16 protein-coding genes are annotated in these 16,084 nt (G+C 33.2%); 4 read left to right on the top strand and 12 right to left on the bottom strand.

Going from position 1 to position 16,084, the window contains the following annotated elements; translation table 11 throughout:
• Positions 1 to 1,767 (top strand): hypothetical protein, encoded by a 1,767-nt coding sequence (locus tag ACHRVX_RS07535; RefSeq protein ID WP_395330846.1) that lies wholly within the window; start codon positions 1 to 3, stop codon positions 1,765 to 1,767.
• 97 nt (positions 1,768 to 1,864) lie between these two features.
• On the opposite strand, the gene ACHRVX_RS07530 is transcribed toward ACHRVX_RS07535, so the two are convergent.
• The 12 genes from ACHRVX_RS07530 to hemA all read right to left on the bottom strand — a co-directional run bounded on the left by ACHRVX_RS07530 (position 1,865) and on the right by hemA (position 12,967).
• Positions 1,865 to 2,767 carry a fructose bisphosphate aldolase gene (locus ACHRVX_RS07530; protein WP_395330844.1) on the bottom strand — a complete coding sequence of 301 codons (903 nt, stop codon included), beginning with the start codon at positions 2,765 to 2,767 and terminating at the stop codon, positions 1,865 to 1,867.
• Positions 2,768 to 2,825: 58 nt separating this feature from the next.
• Entirely contained in the window at positions 2,826 to 3,767 is a 942-nt protein-coding gene (locus tag ACHRVX_RS07525) for a DUF4421 family protein (RefSeq protein ID WP_395330842.1), read from the bottom strand.
• A gap of 655 nt (positions 3,768 to 4,422) precedes the next feature.
• On the bottom strand, positions 4,423 to 4,881 hold the full coding sequence (gene tnpA / locus ACHRVX_RS07520) for an IS200/IS605 family transposase (RefSeq protein WP_395330839.1): 459 nt from the start codon (positions 4,879 to 4,881) through the stop codon (positions 4,423 to 4,425).
• Between the two features lie 406 nt (positions 4,882 to 5,287).
• Complete coding sequence (gene hemF, locus ACHRVX_RS07515; RefSeq protein ID WP_395330837.1) at positions 5,288 to 6,211, bottom strand: oxygen-dependent coproporphyrinogen oxidase; 924 nt, start codon at positions 6,209 to 6,211, stop codon at positions 5,288 to 5,290.
• A 339-nt stretch (positions 6,212 to 6,550) separates the two neighbouring features.
• A complete protein-coding gene (locus tag ACHRVX_RS07510; RefSeq protein WP_395330834.1) occupies positions 6,551 to 7,102 on the bottom strand; it encodes a GNAT family N-acetyltransferase in 552 nt (183 codons plus the stop codon).
• Between the two features lie 3 nt (positions 7,103 to 7,105).
• On the bottom strand, positions 7,106 to 7,483 hold the full coding sequence (locus tag ACHRVX_RS07505) for a hypothetical protein (RefSeq protein WP_395330831.1): 378 nt from the start codon (positions 7,481 to 7,483) through the stop codon (positions 7,106 to 7,108).
• 3 nt (positions 7,484 to 7,486) lie between these two features.
• The gene (locus tag ACHRVX_RS07500; protein ID WP_395330829.1) at positions 7,487 to 8,185 is read right to left on the bottom strand and encodes a hypothetical protein; all 699 of its coding nucleotides are present in this window, start codon (positions 8,183 to 8,185) and stop codon (positions 7,487 to 7,489) included.
• Between the two features lie 77 nt (positions 8,186 to 8,262).
• A complete protein-coding gene (gene hemE, locus ACHRVX_RS07495; RefSeq protein ID WP_395330826.1) occupies positions 8,263 to 9,288 on the bottom strand; it encodes a uroporphyrinogen decarboxylase in 1,026 nt (341 codons plus the stop codon).
• Positions 9,289 to 9,410: 122 nt separating this feature from the next.
• Positions 9,411 to 10,085 carry a uroporphyrinogen-III synthase gene (locus ACHRVX_RS07490; RefSeq protein ID WP_395330824.1) on the bottom strand — a complete coding sequence of 225 codons (675 nt, stop codon included), beginning with the start codon at positions 10,083 to 10,085 and terminating at the stop codon, positions 9,411 to 9,413.
• On the bottom strand, positions 10,086 to 11,054 hold the full coding sequence (gene hemC / locus ACHRVX_RS07485) for a hydroxymethylbilane synthase (RefSeq protein WP_395330821.1): 969 nt from the start codon (positions 11,052 to 11,054) through the stop codon (positions 10,086 to 10,088).
• A gap of 105 nt (positions 11,055 to 11,159) precedes the next feature.
• A complete protein-coding gene (locus ACHRVX_RS07480) occupies positions 11,160 to 11,564 on the bottom strand; it encodes a GxxExxY protein (RefSeq protein WP_395330819.1) in 405 nt (134 codons plus the stop codon).
• Between the two features lie 152 nt (positions 11,565 to 11,716).
• A complete protein-coding gene (gene hemA / locus ACHRVX_RS07475) occupies positions 11,717 to 12,967 on the bottom strand; it encodes a glutamyl-tRNA reductase (RefSeq protein WP_395330816.1) in 1,251 nt (416 codons plus the stop codon).
• A 228-nt stretch (positions 12,968 to 13,195) separates the two neighbouring features.
• Between hemA and ACHRVX_RS07470 the strand changes: the two genes are divergently transcribed.
• The 3 genes from ACHRVX_RS07470 to ACHRVX_RS07460 all read left to right on the top strand — a co-directional run bounded on the left by ACHRVX_RS07470 (position 13,196) and on the right by ACHRVX_RS07460 (position 15,943).
• Positions 13,196 to 14,068 carry an AraC family transcriptional regulator gene (locus ACHRVX_RS07470; RefSeq protein ID WP_026982335.1) on the top strand — a complete coding sequence of 291 codons (873 nt, stop codon included), beginning with the start codon at positions 13,196 to 13,198 and terminating at the stop codon, positions 14,066 to 14,068.
• A 232-nt stretch (positions 14,069 to 14,300) separates the two neighbouring features.
• A complete protein-coding gene (hemH, locus tag ACHRVX_RS07465; protein ID WP_395330813.1) occupies positions 14,301 to 15,314 on the top strand; it encodes a ferrochelatase in 1,014 nt (337 codons plus the stop codon).
• Positions 15,315 to 15,403: 89 nt separating this feature from the next.
• Entirely contained in the window at positions 15,404 to 15,943 is a 540-nt protein-coding gene (locus tag ACHRVX_RS07460) for a CopD family protein (RefSeq protein ID WP_395330811.1), read from the top strand.
• The last annotated feature ends 141 nt before the right edge of the window (positions 15,944 to 16,084 follow it).

Here is a 16,084-nt window from a genome sequence, read left to right as displayed (position 1 = left end):
ATGAAGTATTTTTATACGTTCCTTTTATTATTCGCCATTCATTTGACTTTTGGTCAGGCCAATCAACAACAATACGATTATTTTGTTCAATTTAATGGAAACCAGCTTTCTAAAAAAGTAAATGTTGGCGATGTATTAAATCATCCCTTGATGAACAAATACAAGGAAAGTAAAGATTATCTTGATTTGAATAAGTATGCAGCTCTTTTTCAACTGGATCAAAATATAACGATTCACGGAAATTTCACGGATAGTATTCCGTATTATCAAGTTACTATTCCGATAAAAAGCAGGGAATCTTTTCGACAATTTATGATCCAAAAACATACGGATTCTATTGAGGTTCCAGTAATTCAGGACTTGGTTAAATATTCCGTTTATGTTCCAAAAAATCAAAAAATGTCATTTGCATGGAATGATAATTATTTGGTAATTGTAGAATTGACTAAAAAATATACTTCTGAGAAATACAATTGGAATTATCAAGACTCTATTTCAGTTACGGAACCTTATGATGAAGCAGCAGAAATCGCGGTTGACACAGCGGTAACTGATCAGACGGAAGAAGATTATTCCGGAATTAATACTGCTGAATATGAAAAAGCCGAAGCAGATTTTAACGCTTTGCGGTCAGAAAAGCAAAACCTTTTTATCAAGTCATTATTCGAAAATGGTTTTGTAGCACCAGCTTCACAAAAAGTAAATAGTACTGCTGATATTTCGTCATGGCTTAATTACAGTTCAGTAATGAGTAAATTTAAGGATACGTATGGCGCTTTATCTCAATTTGCCAGCTATAATAAATTTTTGCCACTACAGCAAAATGCCTCAAATCTTGTAAAAGGAATTAACCTGGACTTTTATTTTGATAATAATAACGCGCGTGTTGAAGAAATAATTGAATATTCTGAATCAATGACAGCAGTCGCTGAAAAAATAATAAGCAGAAAAGTAAACAAGAATATCTTTAATTATTTTCCTGATCAAAAACCATTAGGATATATGTCTTACCACATTAACAGCAAAGCAGCTCTTGAAAATTTTCCGTCACTAACAGCTCAGTTATTTCAAAACCCGCAACTTGTTAAAGAAGATGTCACTCTTGTGGCTGATTTAATATCGACAATAGTCGATGAAGAAGCTACAGCAACGCTTTTTGATGGTGATTTGAGTATGTTTTTGTACAATATGAAAGAAATTGAAGTAACAACAAAATCGTACGGATATGATGAAAATTATGAAGAAACAGTAACAGAGCAAAGAGTAAAAAAAAATATTCCATTGTTTTCAGTAGTTTTTACTTCAACGCATCCTACATTTGGAGACAAACTGATTCAATTAGGAATTCGCAAAAAGATGTTAGTTCAAAAAGGCGATTTTTACCAGATCACCGGAACAGAATATTACGGAAATGTATTTATTAAAAAAGACAACGATGTTGTAATTATCGCCAATACGCTTGATTATTTTAATACAGGAAAAGGATCTTTTACTAAAGAAGCAAAAAAAACCTTAAAGAAAAACTACATTTCAGGTCAGTTAAATTTTGACGGAATTGCCAATGCATACAATAAAACCACTGATGCAAAAGAAAGTGAATCAAAGAAAATAAAAATCGTATCACAGCAATTTAGAGATATCACATTTGAATCTCCTAAAAAACTAATAGATAATAAGTTGATTTTTGAATTTAAGCTAAATACTATAAAATCTGATAAGAATATCATTTTACAAACTTTAGATTTAGCTGATGAATTAAGTAAATAATCTATAAATATTTAAAGCCAAAAATCCCCGGAATATTCTTTCACGGGGATTTTTATGACTTGCTTTCGCTAATGTAAATTCTTAAAAAAATGGATTTTTATGTAATCGAAGCGGTATAAATTTCTTTAATTGTCGTTCCTATTTTAGTATTGAAATCATCATCAGATTGTCCGGCAGTTAATCCTTCAGACAATGCTCGCGAGAAACTTGCAATCAAGCCGTGATTTTGCGAAAGTTTAAGATTGGCTTCGTCCTGATCATATCCACCAGATAAAGCTACAACACGTACAACATGCGGATCAGACATTAGCTCAAGGTAAAAGTCATTCACCGTTGGGATGGACAATTTTAGCATCACTTTCACATCTTTATCAAGTAAAGCAAGTTGCTTTATGATTTCATCTTTTAAAATTTCTTCTGATTTTTCCTTATCAGCACTATAAATATCGACTTCAGGTTCTATAATTGGGATAAGTCCTTTTGCGAAAATCTGTAAACCAACCGCAAATTGCTGCTCGACTACTTCGCGAATTCCTGTAGCACTGGCTTCTTTAATCACAGAGCGCATTTTAGTGCCAAAAACATTTCGTTCCACAGCCCTGTTTAACAATTCATCTAAATTAGCAATTGGTTTCATTAATTGTACGCCATTTGCAAGATCAGCAAGTCCTTTGTCTACTTTTAAAAAGGGAACTATTTTTTTATTTTCCCATAAATAGTCCGCAGACCATTCTCCGTCGATTTTGCGGTCCATTGTGTTTTCAAACAAAATAGCGCCTAAGATATATTCACTATCAAACGAAGGGCTTTTGATAATCCTGGTTCTCATTTCATGAACAAGCGTGTACATTTCGTCGTCATTCGTGAAGCTGCTCTCTTCAACTCCATATTGCGATAATGCTTTGGGCGTGCTTCCGCCACTTTGATCTAATGCGGCAATAAACCCTTTTCCGGAATGCATGCGGTGTAATTGTGCGATGTATCTTTCTCTATTTTTCATAGTATTTAATTTTAGATTCTATTTTCCGATCACTATCGGGGTTGCTTAATTTAAATATTTACAGTCCTGTTTTCTGATTTACTTTTTCGTAAACCTCCTTTACTTTATTGGGAGGATCAAACCGATATCCGATATTAAATTTCACAGTTGATATATTGTCATTTAATCGGGCTTCCGCCGAATCATTCTGAAGGAAATTCAGCGTATTTAAACTCGCAAAAGCAAAGAAACGATCTCTGTTATAGGCAAGCTTTAAATTAAAATCTAATTGGTACAATGCCGAAACATCTCCGTCAACATCATTAATACCTGCTCCAAAAGCAAGTCCCGTTCCTATTAAAACGCGATCACTGATTACAAAATTGTAAAAATAGGAGGGAGCCAATGAAAAAACATAAATATCACCATTTGATGAATCAGGCTCAGTGTTTAAATTAAGATTGGTGTAATAAAATGAAAAAGTGGGAATAAAACTTCCTGAGCTTTTCGTTTGCCATTCATTTTGATTGACTAACGTTTTATAGGAGAAATTATCATTAAAAATGTATGAAGTTGTGCCGCCAATCTTGGTAGTACGCATTTTGGGTAAAAAAACGTTTACCGGACCTTCACTGATATAAAACCCTTTTTGATTGATAAAAGTAAAAGACTGCATCCATTTTTTATAGTAAAAACGGGTATTAAAACTAAAGAGCTTAGAATCTGAATTGTCTTTGTTTTCGCTAAGAAACTTTGGTGCAAAACCAAAACTGATATCAACAAATTTGTAACTTAAACCAACGCCCATTTGTTCACGTCGGTTAGGATTAAGATCCACATATTTTTTTTGACCTACAGAATTATACGCAATCTCAAAATTATTAGAAGTATCTAAATAGTAAATACTGGCTGTGACCTTATCATCGTAAGATTTAAAATAGGGATTCTGTAATGAATCTTTTTGGGCAAAACACCCAAAAATGCTTCCAAAAAATACTATATAAATCAGATTTAGCTTCATTTTTATTTCGATAATAGTCTATAGCTAATTTATGCATTTTAATTTTGATGATATAAAAAATATGTCACCCCGATGGGGTTTTATAACTAAATTCATTGATTTCTATAAATATATCATCCCGATGGGATTTAATGAATGGTTCTTTTTAAAATGCTTTAGCGGAGTAGTATGTTTTTGAGAAATATTTTTACGTGTTGGATTTGACCTCTAGCAGATCAATATATTTATAGCAAAAACAGACCTTTTTTAATTTTTAGATGTGGAATAATATTAATAGCATTTGTTTTGAAATACTCCAGCGGAGGAATATATTTATAGAAAAAACATTCTTTATTGAATTTGAGCTCTAGCGAGGCATGTACTTAAAGGAAGTACAGATCTTTTTTATTTAACTATGGAATAATATTAATAATGTTTATTGTGAAATGCTCAATGGGAGCAATATATCTATAAAAAACATTCGCTATTGAATTTGAGCTCTAGCGAAGTATATACTTAAAGGAAATACAGATCTTTTTTAATTTTAGCGATGAAATAATATTAATATCATTTGTTTTGAAATGCTCCAGCGGAGCAATATATTTATAGAAAAATAATAATATATATTTGACAGAGCTCCAGCGGAGCGAAATATAATTTTATTCAAACATGGAAATTAAACATCCTCAAACAAATATTCGTTTTTAAAATCGACATTAAACAATTTTAAAAATTCAATATATTCTTCTTTAAACGTTTTTGTTTTATGATGTTCTTCCTGATTATGAATATAATTTATAACATTTGTCAATTGAGAATGACTGTATGAAAACGCTCCAAATCCTGTTTGCCATTCAAACTTTCCGTTAATCCATTTTTTGTCATTTATAAACTTTGATGAATTCGCTTTTATATCTCTGACTAAATCCGATATTGATTTATCAGGTTTTAACCCAATGAGAATATGAACATGATCCGGCATTCCATTAATAGCAATCAGTTTTTGTTCCTTATTTGTTACAATTCCAGTGATAAATTTATAGATTTCATCTTTCCAGATTATTGAAATTAAATTTTGTCTGCCTTTCACAGCAAAAACGACATGAATGTACAATTGCGAATAGGTGTTTGCCATGAATGTGTAATTTAATTAGATGTCACCCCGCTGGGGTTCATTAAAATAAATTAATATGGTTCTATAAATATATTGTCCCGCTGGGACTTATGCAATAAAATTATATTTTAATTTTAATAGCTTCGGAGAAGCGTAATATTTATAGAAAAGCATTTAGTATTACAGTTTAGCTCCAGAGGAGCGACATATTTATTTCATGATTTTTCAATAAAATAAATTTACAAAACCGTTATAAATAGATTACCCCTATAAGTTTTAATTGTATTAAATCCAGTCAACAATTGCACTATAATTTATTCAATTAATCATTTATAAACTTTAATAACTCAATAGGAGCGAAATATTAAATTCTAATAAAAATGACTCTATAAATCGTTACAATTTATTGCCATAAAGTTTGAATATATTAAATCCAGTCAACAGGATTTTCCAGTACATTCACTAATTTCTCTTCAACACTTCCCGTTGCTGCATGATGATCGTAAACCCATTGCACGTGCGGAGGCAAACTCATTAAAATACTTTCGATTCTTCCGTTGGTTTTTAAACCGAATAATGTGCCTTTGTCATGAACTAAATTAAATTCAACATAACGACCACGACGGATTTCCTGCCAGGTTTTGTTTTCAGGAGTATATTCGAGATTTTTTCTTTTTTCTACAATTGGAACATACGCTTCTAAGAAACTATCGCCAACTTCGCTTACGAAATTAAACCAGTCTTCCATTGACATTTGCTCATTTGCTTTGCAATAATCAAAGAACAAACCGCCAATGCCGCGCGCTTCGTTTCTATGAGCATTCCAGAAATAAGCGTCACATTGTTTTTTGTATTTTGGGTAAAATTCCGAATTGTGTTTGTCACATGCCGTTTTGCACGTTTGATGAAAGTGTTTTGCATCTTCTTCAAACAAATAATAAGGCGTTAAGTCCTGTCCGCCGCCAAACCATTGTTCGATTATTTTGGGAGAACCTGTACTAACCGAAGTCGAATTATCATACATTTCGAAGTATCGCCAATTGGCGTGCACCGTAGGAACCATAGGGTTTTTAGGATGTAAAACCAAACTTAGTCCGCAGGCAAAAAAATCAGCTTCACCAACGCCAAACATCTTTTGCATGGCTTCAGGTAATTTTCCGTGAACGGCAGAAATGTTGACACCGCCTTTTTCAAAAACATTTCCGTTTTCAATTACGCGTGTTCTTCCGCCTCCGCCTTCCGGACGTTCCCAGAGATCTTCACGGAATTTTGTAGTTCCGTCAACAGCTTCTAGTCCAGCACAAATCTGGTCTTGTAATTTTTGTATGTATGCGTAAAATTTATCTTTCATCTTGTTATGTATAAATAGGATGATATTGCTAAAATAATAGCTGGGATTATTATTAATTTATAGTATAAGTTTTTGTGTTTTGCGTTTTGTGAAAAATGTGAAGTACAAAGGAGATAAAAAGCAGGAATAAAAATTACAAAAAATGGATAAAAAAGGATTGAAAAACCATTTGCACAGGCGCCATTGGATGTTGTTGCAGTACGATTTGTAAAAAAATAAAAATTGATCAGATAATAAAAGCAAAAAAAGTAAGACCCAAAATAAAGAATCTTAAAAACTAATTTTACTCTTTCTATAAATTTTGCATCTAAAACGGATTCAGTAAATCCAAATGTTGATTTATCTTTCATTTGTATTATATTCTGATTTTAACAAGCCAAAATAAACGGTGTTTTGTAATTCGCCATCACCATTTCTGAACTCGTCGCGTAAAATTCCTTCTTGTTTAAAATTGTGTTTTAATGCAATTTTCTGGCTTGCAACATTAATTTCTGAAGTGCAGATAAAAACTTTATTCAAACTCAATTCTTTGAAACAAAATTCAAGTGCTTGAGAAACCATTTTTGACGTGACACCTTTTCCCTGATAATCTTCATCAGCAAAATAACCTAATTCACATTTTGAAATGCGGTAATCAATTGTTTTTACACACAAATAACTAATTAAGGCGTTGGTTTTAATATCTCTTGCGTAAAAATAAAAACCTTCGCTGTTTTTTTCTTTGTCAAGGCTGATTGCCAGAAAATCTTCTGCTTTTTGTAAAGAATCAGAATTGGCAAGAGTTACTGGAAACGTTTTTCCAATATGATTTCGATTCTTTTCGATGAGGTTGTAGAACTCTTCTGGAAGAATATTTTCAATTCGGTCTATTTTCCAATCTGTAAAACTCATATTCTATTTGTTTTTAGCCGAAGCAATTTTGATATTTATCCCAAAGGAAAAAACTTTACTTTCCTGCTGAATATATTGGTAAATGGCAAGTGCTTTACCTAAAAAATCAAATTGTTTTTGCTGGGATAAGCCAACTAAGATATCAGCAAATTGTTCCTGCTGATTCCAATCGAAGTGACATTGTTGTAATAGAATGATCAATTCTTCTTCTGGTATTTCAATTGTTCTTTCTAAGCTTAAGCCAAAACTTTTAAGCTGCTCATCTATAAGACTCGTATCTTCGGCATTCCAAAATTTAGGAACAAAAATAAGAGCGTGCAAAGTTCTGAGAGTATTTTCTATTCTGATACTTTCTTCGTCTCTAAGTCCTTTGTTGAGCATGATTTATCGTTTTTTATCAGAGTTAAATTTCTGACTATATGTTGTTTTGCTAAAGATTAAATTCTTTTCTTGAAAAGGATCATTATTTCTATTGCCAATTTTTTTAATAGTTCGGTAAATAAAATATAAAACCGGCAACGAATAATATATAAATCCCATACATATTGGGACATACGGTTTGTCTATAAATAATCCGCTTGCTTTTACAGTATCAAAATATTTGGATTTTTCTAAAAACTCTTCTGTTAGTCCAAATTGTGGAATTAACGCGTTTCCAAAACATACGGCAAAAATTAGAAAGAAATACAACATTGCTTTTGCAGCAGATTTTCCTATTTGTACTGCCCGAACTTCCGGACTTACGTTAGAGAAAGCAAATCGCATTCGGTTTAAAACCGTGAGTAAATAAATATAAAAGATATTTGTATTAATTACAGAATGATTGAAACCATATGCAAACAATCCGTACATAGGAAAAAATACAAGCAGTGATATTTTTTTAGGCATAACCGCCATAAAAACTCCCGAATGAACCATGATAAATTCAAAAGCCATTAAAATAGCCAGATCATTTATCATAAACACATTATATTGTTCCGGATGCATCCAAACCATCAAAAACACAGACGCATAATACGCCTGAAATCCATATTCTATAAAAGAAAAGGGCGAGTTTCTATGAAAGTTTATGTTTGCAAACATTTAGGCATGGTTTTTAAAGTTTTCAGTCCAAGTTGCAGTTTTCAGACTTAAATGCGACTGAAAACTGACTACCGTATTTAATTCCCGTATTCTTTCACCGCGTCAATAAACGCTTTAGCGTGATCTACAGGAATATTTGGTAAAATACCGTGACCTAAATTTACGATATATTTATCTTTTCCGAACTCATTAATCATTTCATGAACCATTTTTTTGATGGTTGGAATAGGAGAAAGCAATCTCGACGGATCAAAATTTCCTTGTAAAGTAATGTTTCCACCAGACAAATAACGCGCATTTCTAGGTGAACAAGTCCAGTCTACACCAAGTGCCGAAGCCCTGCTTTTACCCATTTCACCAAGAGCGAACCAACATCCTTTCCCGAAAACAATAACCGGCGCGTGATCAGCCAAAGCCTCAACGATTTGGTTGATGTATTTCCATGAAAATTCCTGATAATCAACCGGAGAAAGCATTCCGCCCCAGGAATCAAAAATCTGAACGGCATCAACTCCCGCTTTTACTTTTTCTTTAAGATATAAAATAGTTGTATCTGTAATTTTTTGCAATAAAGTATGCGCTGCTGCCGGGTTTGAGAACGCGAAACCTTTTGCAGTATCAAAACTTTTAGATCCCTTTCCTTCAACAGCATAACAGAAAATCGTCCATGGAGAACCAGCGAAACCAATCAAAGGAACTTCATCGTTCAGCATTTCTTTCGTTAATTTAATCGCATCCATTACATAACCTAAAGTTTCCTGAATGTCCGGAACATAAACACGGTGCACATCAGCCATTGAACGAATTGGGTTTGGTACAAACGGACCAAAATTTTCTTTCATCAAAACTTCGATTCCCATTGCTTGCGGAACAACCAAAATATCTGAGAATAAAATCGCTGCATCCGGAGCAATTCTGCGAATAGGCTGAACTGTGATTTCTGCTGCTAATTCAGGAGTCTGACAACGGGTAAAAAAATCATATTTATCACGCAAAGCGATAAATTCCGGTAAATATCTTCCGGCTTGACGCATCATCCATACTGGCGGACGTTGAACTGTTTCTCCTTTTAATGCTTTTAAAAATAGGTCGTTTTTTAACATTTTTTTGTTGCTTTAGGCTTTAAGCTTTAGGCTTTAAGCGTTGTTTTCTGTTTTATTATTTGCTTACGGCTTAAAGCCTAAAGCGTATTGCTATATAAATTTTTGTGCTTATGGCCTAAGGCTTAAAGCTTATTGCTGTATTCAAGAATTACATCTTCAATCACATCTTCAACCGTTGGCTGATCTGCAATAATAATATTTTTGGTGATTTTTTCTAAAGCTTCTGCGGTCGTTTCTCCTATACAAAAGCATTTTTCTTTTTTAATTGTATTTTCTTTCAAATAACTTTCAACGCCGGAGGGACTAAAAAATAATATTCCATCTAAGGCAGTTTTTATTTTCTGAGGTGTTAATGACGTATCATAAACCTGAATTTCGTTAAGCTTAACATCGGCATCTTTTAGTGCTTTTGGTAACGTTTCTCTGCGTAAGTTTCCGCTAAAAAAAGTAAAGCTTTCGCTGCGATAAATCAACGTGATGATTTCGGCTAAATCAGCTGCATAGCCTGTGTAAGCGACAACATTAAATCCGCTTTCAGATAAAAGAATTTTGGTTTTTAAGCCAACGCAAAATACATTCTTGCTTTTCAATTCTTCCGATTTAGGATCTGATAAAACACTGTGGACGGCATTTTGACTTGTAAAAATCAGATTCTCGTTGAGGTCTTTTAATTCGAAAGATTTGTTTTGTGTTTGAATAAAATCAGCTTCGATTACTTCAATATTGGCTTTTGCCAATGCTTGTTTTTGTTCGCCCGAAAGCTTTTTTGTAGATAATATTTGAATTGCTTTTGCCATTTATTTTTTTAGAGATTCTTTAATAGATGCCATTAAATCGGACCCGCCATTACTTAAAATTTCCTGAGCGGCGAAGAAACCTAGCTTTTTCCATTCGGAAATATCAACCGTTTTTTCAATTTCAAGTTTTTGTTTTCCATCAACAGAAAGTAAAGCACCCTGAAAATGCAAAGTGTCTTCGTCTTCATTATAAGTAACTAAGGCCCCGATTGGCGCGGTACAACCGCCTTCCAGCGTTCTTAAAAACTGACGTTCGATATAAGTACAAATTTCAGTCTCGATATGATTCAATTGAGAAAGCGCATCCAGCGTATAATTATCATTTTCCATCGCCACAACCAGCATTGCTCCTTGTGCCGGTGCCGGAATCATCCAATCAAGATCTGTGTATGAAAAGTTCCCGTTTTCTCCCTTTCCTTCGGAGAGGGCCGGGGAGAGGCTTGGTTTCAGGTTAATACGCTCCAAACCTGCAGCAGCAAAAACAGCTCCGTCCCAGTTATTGTCTTGTAATTTTTGCATGCGCGTATTTACATTTCCGCGTAAATCAACCACCGTATGATTTGGGTATTTGTTAAACCATTGTGCCTGACGACGTAAACTTCCGGTTGCAATAGTACTTGGATTGGCGAAATCAGGATTTCCTTTATGAACTAAAATGTCTAAAACATTCGCTCTTTCTAAAACTGCTGCCTGAACAATACCTTTTGGTAAGGCCGTTGGAACATCTTTCATCGAATGAACTGCAATATCAATGGTGCCATTGATCATAGCAATATCTAAAGTTTTAGTGAAAATTCCGGTGATTCCCAGTTCGTAAAGAGGTTTGTCAAGAATGATATCACCTGTAGACTTTACAGCAACGATCGAGGTTTTATAACCTAAATCATTTAGTTTTTTTTCGACAGTATGGGCTTGCCAAAGTGCTAATTCGCTATCGCGAGTTCCAATTCTAATTATTTTTTCAGCCATTCTTTATTTTAAAACCAAGGTTTTTTATTTTTTTTACCATTAAGATATTAAGGATCATTAAGCTTTGTCTTTAAGCTTTGTCTTTATTTTTTTAAGTTAATGAAGCTAATCTGTTAATTTTGCAAAATGTTCATTTACAAGTGGTTTCATGGATTTTGTTATGTTTAAAGTGTTGAAATTAATCAATAGCCCCTGAGGTCTTTGTAATAACTTCATGTATGTTAGTAATTGTGCTTCGTGAATTGGTAAAAGATTTTCGATTGCTTTTAATTCAACTACAACACAATCGTTTACAAGTAAATCAATTCTTAAATCAGACTCTAATTCAAGGTCGTAATAATCAATTTTAACAGCTAATTGTTGTTTAATATCATATCCGTTTTGTTCTAATTCGTATTTGAGGCATTGTTCATAAATGCTTTCCAAAAGTCCAGGTCCCAAAGCTTTATGGACTTTTATCGCAAAACCTGTTATTTCATAAGCCAATTGAGTAACCTCTTTTTTTGTCATAGAACTTTTTGTTTTTTACCATTAAGACATTAAGTTAATTAAGATTGAGGGACTATAAACACAAAGCTTAATTTGTTTATCTATGCTTAATGATTCTATTTTTTAACCGCAAAGACTTAATTAACTTAATGTCTTAATGGTAAAAATTAATTTTAAGATGCTTTTATTTTGAAGACTTTCTCAATCCATTCGATGCTTTCATCAACCATGGTGTCGTCGTCTTTTAAGTGATTGGCAAAATGCGTAGTGATTTTCTGGATGATTCTGTTACTGATGATTTCAGCTTGAGCTTCATTAAAATCTGCAATTTTACGGCTTTGAAAATCTAATTCTGAAACTTTAATAGCATTCAGTTTTTCTTTTAAAGCATTGATTGTTGGAGCAAACTTGCGCCCTTTTGTCCACGTTACAAATTCCTCTTTTACTTCTTCGATAATCGCTTCGGCAGCAGGAATATGCAATTTTCTGTTTTCAAGAGTTTCATCCGTCAATTGAGACAAATAATCCATGTGAATCAAAGTTACGCCCTCTAATTCCTCTACATTTTCATTAACGTTTTTCGGAATAGATAAATCTAAAATCAATAGAGGTTTTTTTAGATTCAAAATGGCTTTGTCAACTGTTGGGTTTTGAGCGCCCGTAGCAACCACCACCACATCTGCTTTTTGAAGTTCTAAGTGTAACTCCGAATAATCTTTAACAATCAGATTTAGTTTTCCGGCTAATTTCTCCGCTTTATCTTTCGTTCTGTTGATTAAAGTAATATGTTCGTTTTTGGTATGTTTAACGAGATTCTCGCAAGTATTTCTTCCGATTTTTCCTGTTCCGAAAAGTAAAATATTTTTATTGCCAATATCTTCTACATTTTTAATAATGTATTGTACCGATGCAAAAGAAACCGATGTCGCTCCAGAACTGATTTCAGTTTCATTTTTGATTTTTTTGCTCGCCTGAATAACGGCGTTTACCAGTCTTTCTAAAAAAGCATTGGCCAATCCCATAGATTTTGAATGGGCAAAACTGGTTTTGATTTGTGAAATAATCTCAAAATCGCCTAAGATCTGACTGTCTAAACCAGTTCCTACGCGAAACATGTGATTAATAGCTTCTTGATTTTTGTAGACAAAACCAACTTTCTGAAAAGCATCAACTGATCCGTTGCTGTTATCACAAATTAGTTTTATCAATTGAAATGGATGTTCTGCAAAACCATAGATCTCGGTTCTGTTGCAGGTCGAAGTGACGATCAAACTTTCAATTCCTTCTTCTTTAGCCTGTTCCAGCAAACGCGTTTTTGCAATTGCATCCAGACTAAATGTACCTCTTACCTCAGCATCGGCTTTTTTATAACTCAGACCAACTGAGTAAAAATAAAGATGTTTAGGTACGTTATTGTTTTCCATAAATTCACTTTCATAAAAGTGTCAACAAAATTATGATTATAGTGTTTACAAAAGTAACGCTTAAAGTACTTTTTGTATCGCTGTATGTTTTTTTGTTTCTAAACGACTGTTTTTATGCAAAAAGAAGTATTTTTGTAGCAAAATCAATTGGTTAGAAATGTTTTGTTTAGAGTGATTCTAAATAAGGCCAGGTGATTATCTTGATTTTTATTCTAAAAAAACATCGCTATGAGTTCGCAGGAAATTATTAAAATTGAAGACGACTTTACGCTTATTCGTTTTCAAAACGACAGTTTAGAACCTTTTTTCGGACAGCACGAAGTAGGTAGTGGACTGATACAGTTTCATTTCGGGATAAAAGGGAATGCTAAATTCTTGTTCAATCAAGGCAGTTATGCTTTGGATTTGAAAGAAGAAAAATCACTCCTTTTATACAATCCGCAGAAAGAATTACCACTTAATTTAGAGTTGGCTCCAAATTCATGGGTGATTTCCGTAATTGTTTCGATAAAGAAATTTCACGCGTTGTTTTCTGCAGAAGCGGACTATATTACTTTTCTAAGTCCGGATAATAAAGACAAAAAATATTATAACGAAGGAAATATTAGTCCGTCGATGGCGATTGTTTTAAGTCAGTTGTTTCATTATAACTTACATCCATCGATAAAAAACCTTTATTATAAAGGAAAAGGATATGAATTGCTAAGTTTATATTTTAACAGAACCGAAGATCCAAATGCAGAACAATGTCCGTTTTTGATTGATGAAGATAACGTTTTGAAGATTCGAAAAGCCAAAGAAATTATCATCGCCAATATGGCTGAACCGCCTGGATTACAAGAATTGGCAGATGAAATTGGTTTGAATTTAAAGAAACTTAAAATGGGTTTCAAACAAATTTACGGCGACACGGTTTATGGATTTCTATTTGATTATAAAATGGATTTCGCTCGAAAACTACTCGATAGCGGATCTTATAATGTAAATGAAGTTGGATTGAAAATTGGCTACAGCACCGGAAGTCACTTTATAGCGGCATTCAAAAAGAAGTTTGCGACAACTCCAAAAAAGTATTTGATGTCGATTAATACGAATGTTTAAACACAAATTTCACAAATTAGCACGAATTAAAAAATCTGCAAGATCTGCGAAAACCTGTTTAATCCATTTAATCCGTGTGCCAATAGCTAGCAAATTGATTTTCTATATTCAACAATAAATAAAAAATAATAATTATCATATTTCCAAAAAGTAACAAATGATACTTTTGACGAAATTTAAAAACAAATTAAATGCTTAAAGCCTAAAGCTTAAAGCCTAAAGGAAAAAATAAATGAAAGGCGTATTATTAGTAAACTTAGGATCTCCGGAGAGTCCAACACCAAAAGATGTAAAACCATATTTAGACGAATTTTTAATGGATAAACACGTGATCGATGTTCCGTATTTATTAAGAGCATTGTTGGTTCGCGGTATTATTTTAAGAAAAAGACCGGAAGAATCAGCGCACGCTTATGCGAAAATTTGGTGGGATGAAGGTTCTCCTTTAGTAGTGCTTTCAGAAAGAATGCAGAAAAAAGTGCAGCCTTTAGTAAATGTTCCCATAGCATTAGCAATGCGTTACGGAAGCATGACAATCGAAAAAGGACTTCAGGAATTACATGATAAAGGTGTGACCGAAGTATTGCTTTTTCCTTTGTATCCGCAATACGCAATGGCTTCTACTTTGACTATTTTAGTAAAAGCCGAAGAAATCCGTAAAAAGAAATTTCCACAAATGACTTTTACCGATGTTCCTGCGTTTTATAACAAACCGGATTATATCAAGAATTTAGCAGATTCTATTCATAAACATTTAGTTGGATTTGATTATGATCATTTATTGTTTTCTTACCACGGAATCCCGGAACGTCACATTCGTAAAACAGATGTAACCAAATCACATTGTAAAATTGATGGTTCTTGTTGCAACACGCCTTCGCTGGCGCACGACTTTTGTTACCGTCACCAATGTTATGAAACCACAAAACAAGTGGTGAAATTATTAGGACTTCCTGAAGATAAATACAGCTTAACTTTTCAATCACGTTTAGCGGGAGACAAATGGTTAGAACCTTATACCGATGTTGAAATTGATAAAATGCCAGGAAAAGGAATCAGAAATTTAGCGGTTGTAACACCTGCTTTTGTATCTGATTGTTTAGAAACTCTGGAAGAAATTGCGATGCGCGCTAAAGAAGATTTCGAAAAAAACGGAGGACAGAAATTCTTGGCAATTCCATGTTTGAATGACGATGACGAATGGTGCGATACGGTTGGAAACTGGATTAACGAATGGGCTAAATAGAAAATAGACGCAAGAGTAAAGAAGAAAGATTGTTGCATGAAAATCAACTTTTAAAAAAACTTGAAACCTTAAACTTGAAACAAATAATAATGGAGTATTATAACTATTTAAAATCGCTGCATCTTATTTTTGTAATAACCTGGTTTGCAGGTTTGTTTTATATTGTGCGTTTGTTTGTGTATCAAATCGAAGCCAACGAAAAACTATCTCCTGAAAAGGAAATTTTGCAGGCGCAATACAAAATCATGACATATCGTTTGTGGTACATTATCACTTGGCCATCAGCAGTTTTGGCGAGTATTTTTGCTTTTAGTTTATTGTATCTCAATCCGGGATTAATATATCTGGATTATATGCAGGTTAAATTTGGTTTCGTTTTTGCATTGTATTTATATCATGCAAAATGCCACCAGATTTTTAAGCAATTGCAAAATGGTGAGGTAAAATATTCCAATAATTTTATGCGGTTATGGAATGAAGGCGCAACAATTATACTTTTTGCAGTAGTTTTTTTAATAATTGTAAAAAGCGCGATTAACTGGATTTTCGGTGTTATCGGAATCTTTTTATTCTCGATTATAATAATGTTGGGTTTCCGATTTTACAAAAGAATAAGAGAAAGAAAATAGTTTAAAATTGTTAATTATGAATTGTTAATGGTGAATTTTAAACGCACTAATAATTCATAATTAACAATTAACAATTAAAAAAATATGCTGAACAACTTCAAAATGTCGATGCTTTCTCTTCGTGTCAGGATTTTCCTTTCG

The sequence above is a fragment of the Flavobacterium sp. FlaQc-47 genome, assembly GCF_044006475.1.
Lineage (GTDB): Bacteria > Bacteroidota > Bacteroidia > Flavobacteriales > Flavobacteriaceae > Flavobacterium.
Note: the sequence above shows the minus strand (reverse complement) of the source record. Positions and strands in the feature narration are given on the sequence as shown.

Coding starts and splice junctions, on each gene's coding strand:
- ACHRVX_RS07535 (WP_395330846.1), top strand. CDS start 1: ATGAAGTATTTTTATACGTTCCTTTTATTATTCGCCATTCATTTGACT.
- ACHRVX_RS07530 (WP_395330844.1), bottom strand. CDS start 2,767: ATGAAAAATAGAGAAAGATACATCGCACAATTACACCGCATGCATTCC.
- ACHRVX_RS07525 (WP_395330842.1), bottom strand. CDS start 3,767: ATGAAGCTAAATCTGATTTATATAGTATTTTTTGGAAGCATTTTTGGG.
- tnpA (WP_395330839.1), bottom strand. CDS start 4,881: ATGGCAAACACCTATTCGCAATTGTACATTCATGTCGTTTTTGCTGTG.
- hemF (WP_395330837.1), bottom strand. CDS start 6,211: ATGAAAGATAAATTTTACGCATACATACAAAAATTACAAGACCAGATT.
- ACHRVX_RS07510 (WP_395330834.1), bottom strand. CDS start 7,102: ATGAGTTTTACAGATTGGAAAATAGACCGAATTGAAAATATTCTTCCA.
- ACHRVX_RS07505 (WP_395330831.1), bottom strand. CDS start 7,483: ATGCTCAACAAAGGACTTAGAGACGAAGAAAGTATCAGAATAGAAAAT.
- ACHRVX_RS07500 (WP_395330829.1), bottom strand. CDS start 8,185: ATGTTTGCAAACATAAACTTTCATAGAAACTCGCCCTTTTCTTTTATA.
- hemE (WP_395330826.1), bottom strand. CDS start 9,288: ATGTTAAAAAACGACCTATTTTTAAAAGCATTAAAAGGAGAAACAGTT.
- ACHRVX_RS07490 (WP_395330824.1), bottom strand. CDS start 10,085: ATGGCAAAAGCAATTCAAATATTATCTACAAAAAAGCTTTCGGGCGAA.
- hemC (WP_395330821.1), bottom strand. CDS start 11,054: ATGGCTGAAAAAATAATTAGAATTGGAACTCGCGATAGCGAATTAGCA.
- ACHRVX_RS07480 (WP_395330819.1), bottom strand. CDS start 11,564: ATGACAAAAAAAGAGGTTACTCAATTGGCTTATGAAATAACAGGTTTT.
- hemA (WP_395330816.1), bottom strand. CDS start 12,967: ATGGAAAACAATAACGTACCTAAACATCTTTATTTTTACTCAGTTGGT.
- ACHRVX_RS07470 (WP_026982335.1), top strand. CDS start 13,196: ATGAGTTCGCAGGAAATTATTAAAATTGAAGACGACTTTACGCTTATT.
- hemH (WP_395330813.1), top strand. CDS start 14,301: ATGAAAGGCGTATTATTAGTAAACTTAGGATCTCCGGAGAGTCCAACA.
- ACHRVX_RS07460 (WP_395330811.1), top strand. CDS start 15,404: ATGGAGTATTATAACTATTTAAAATCGCTGCATCTTATTTTTGTAATA.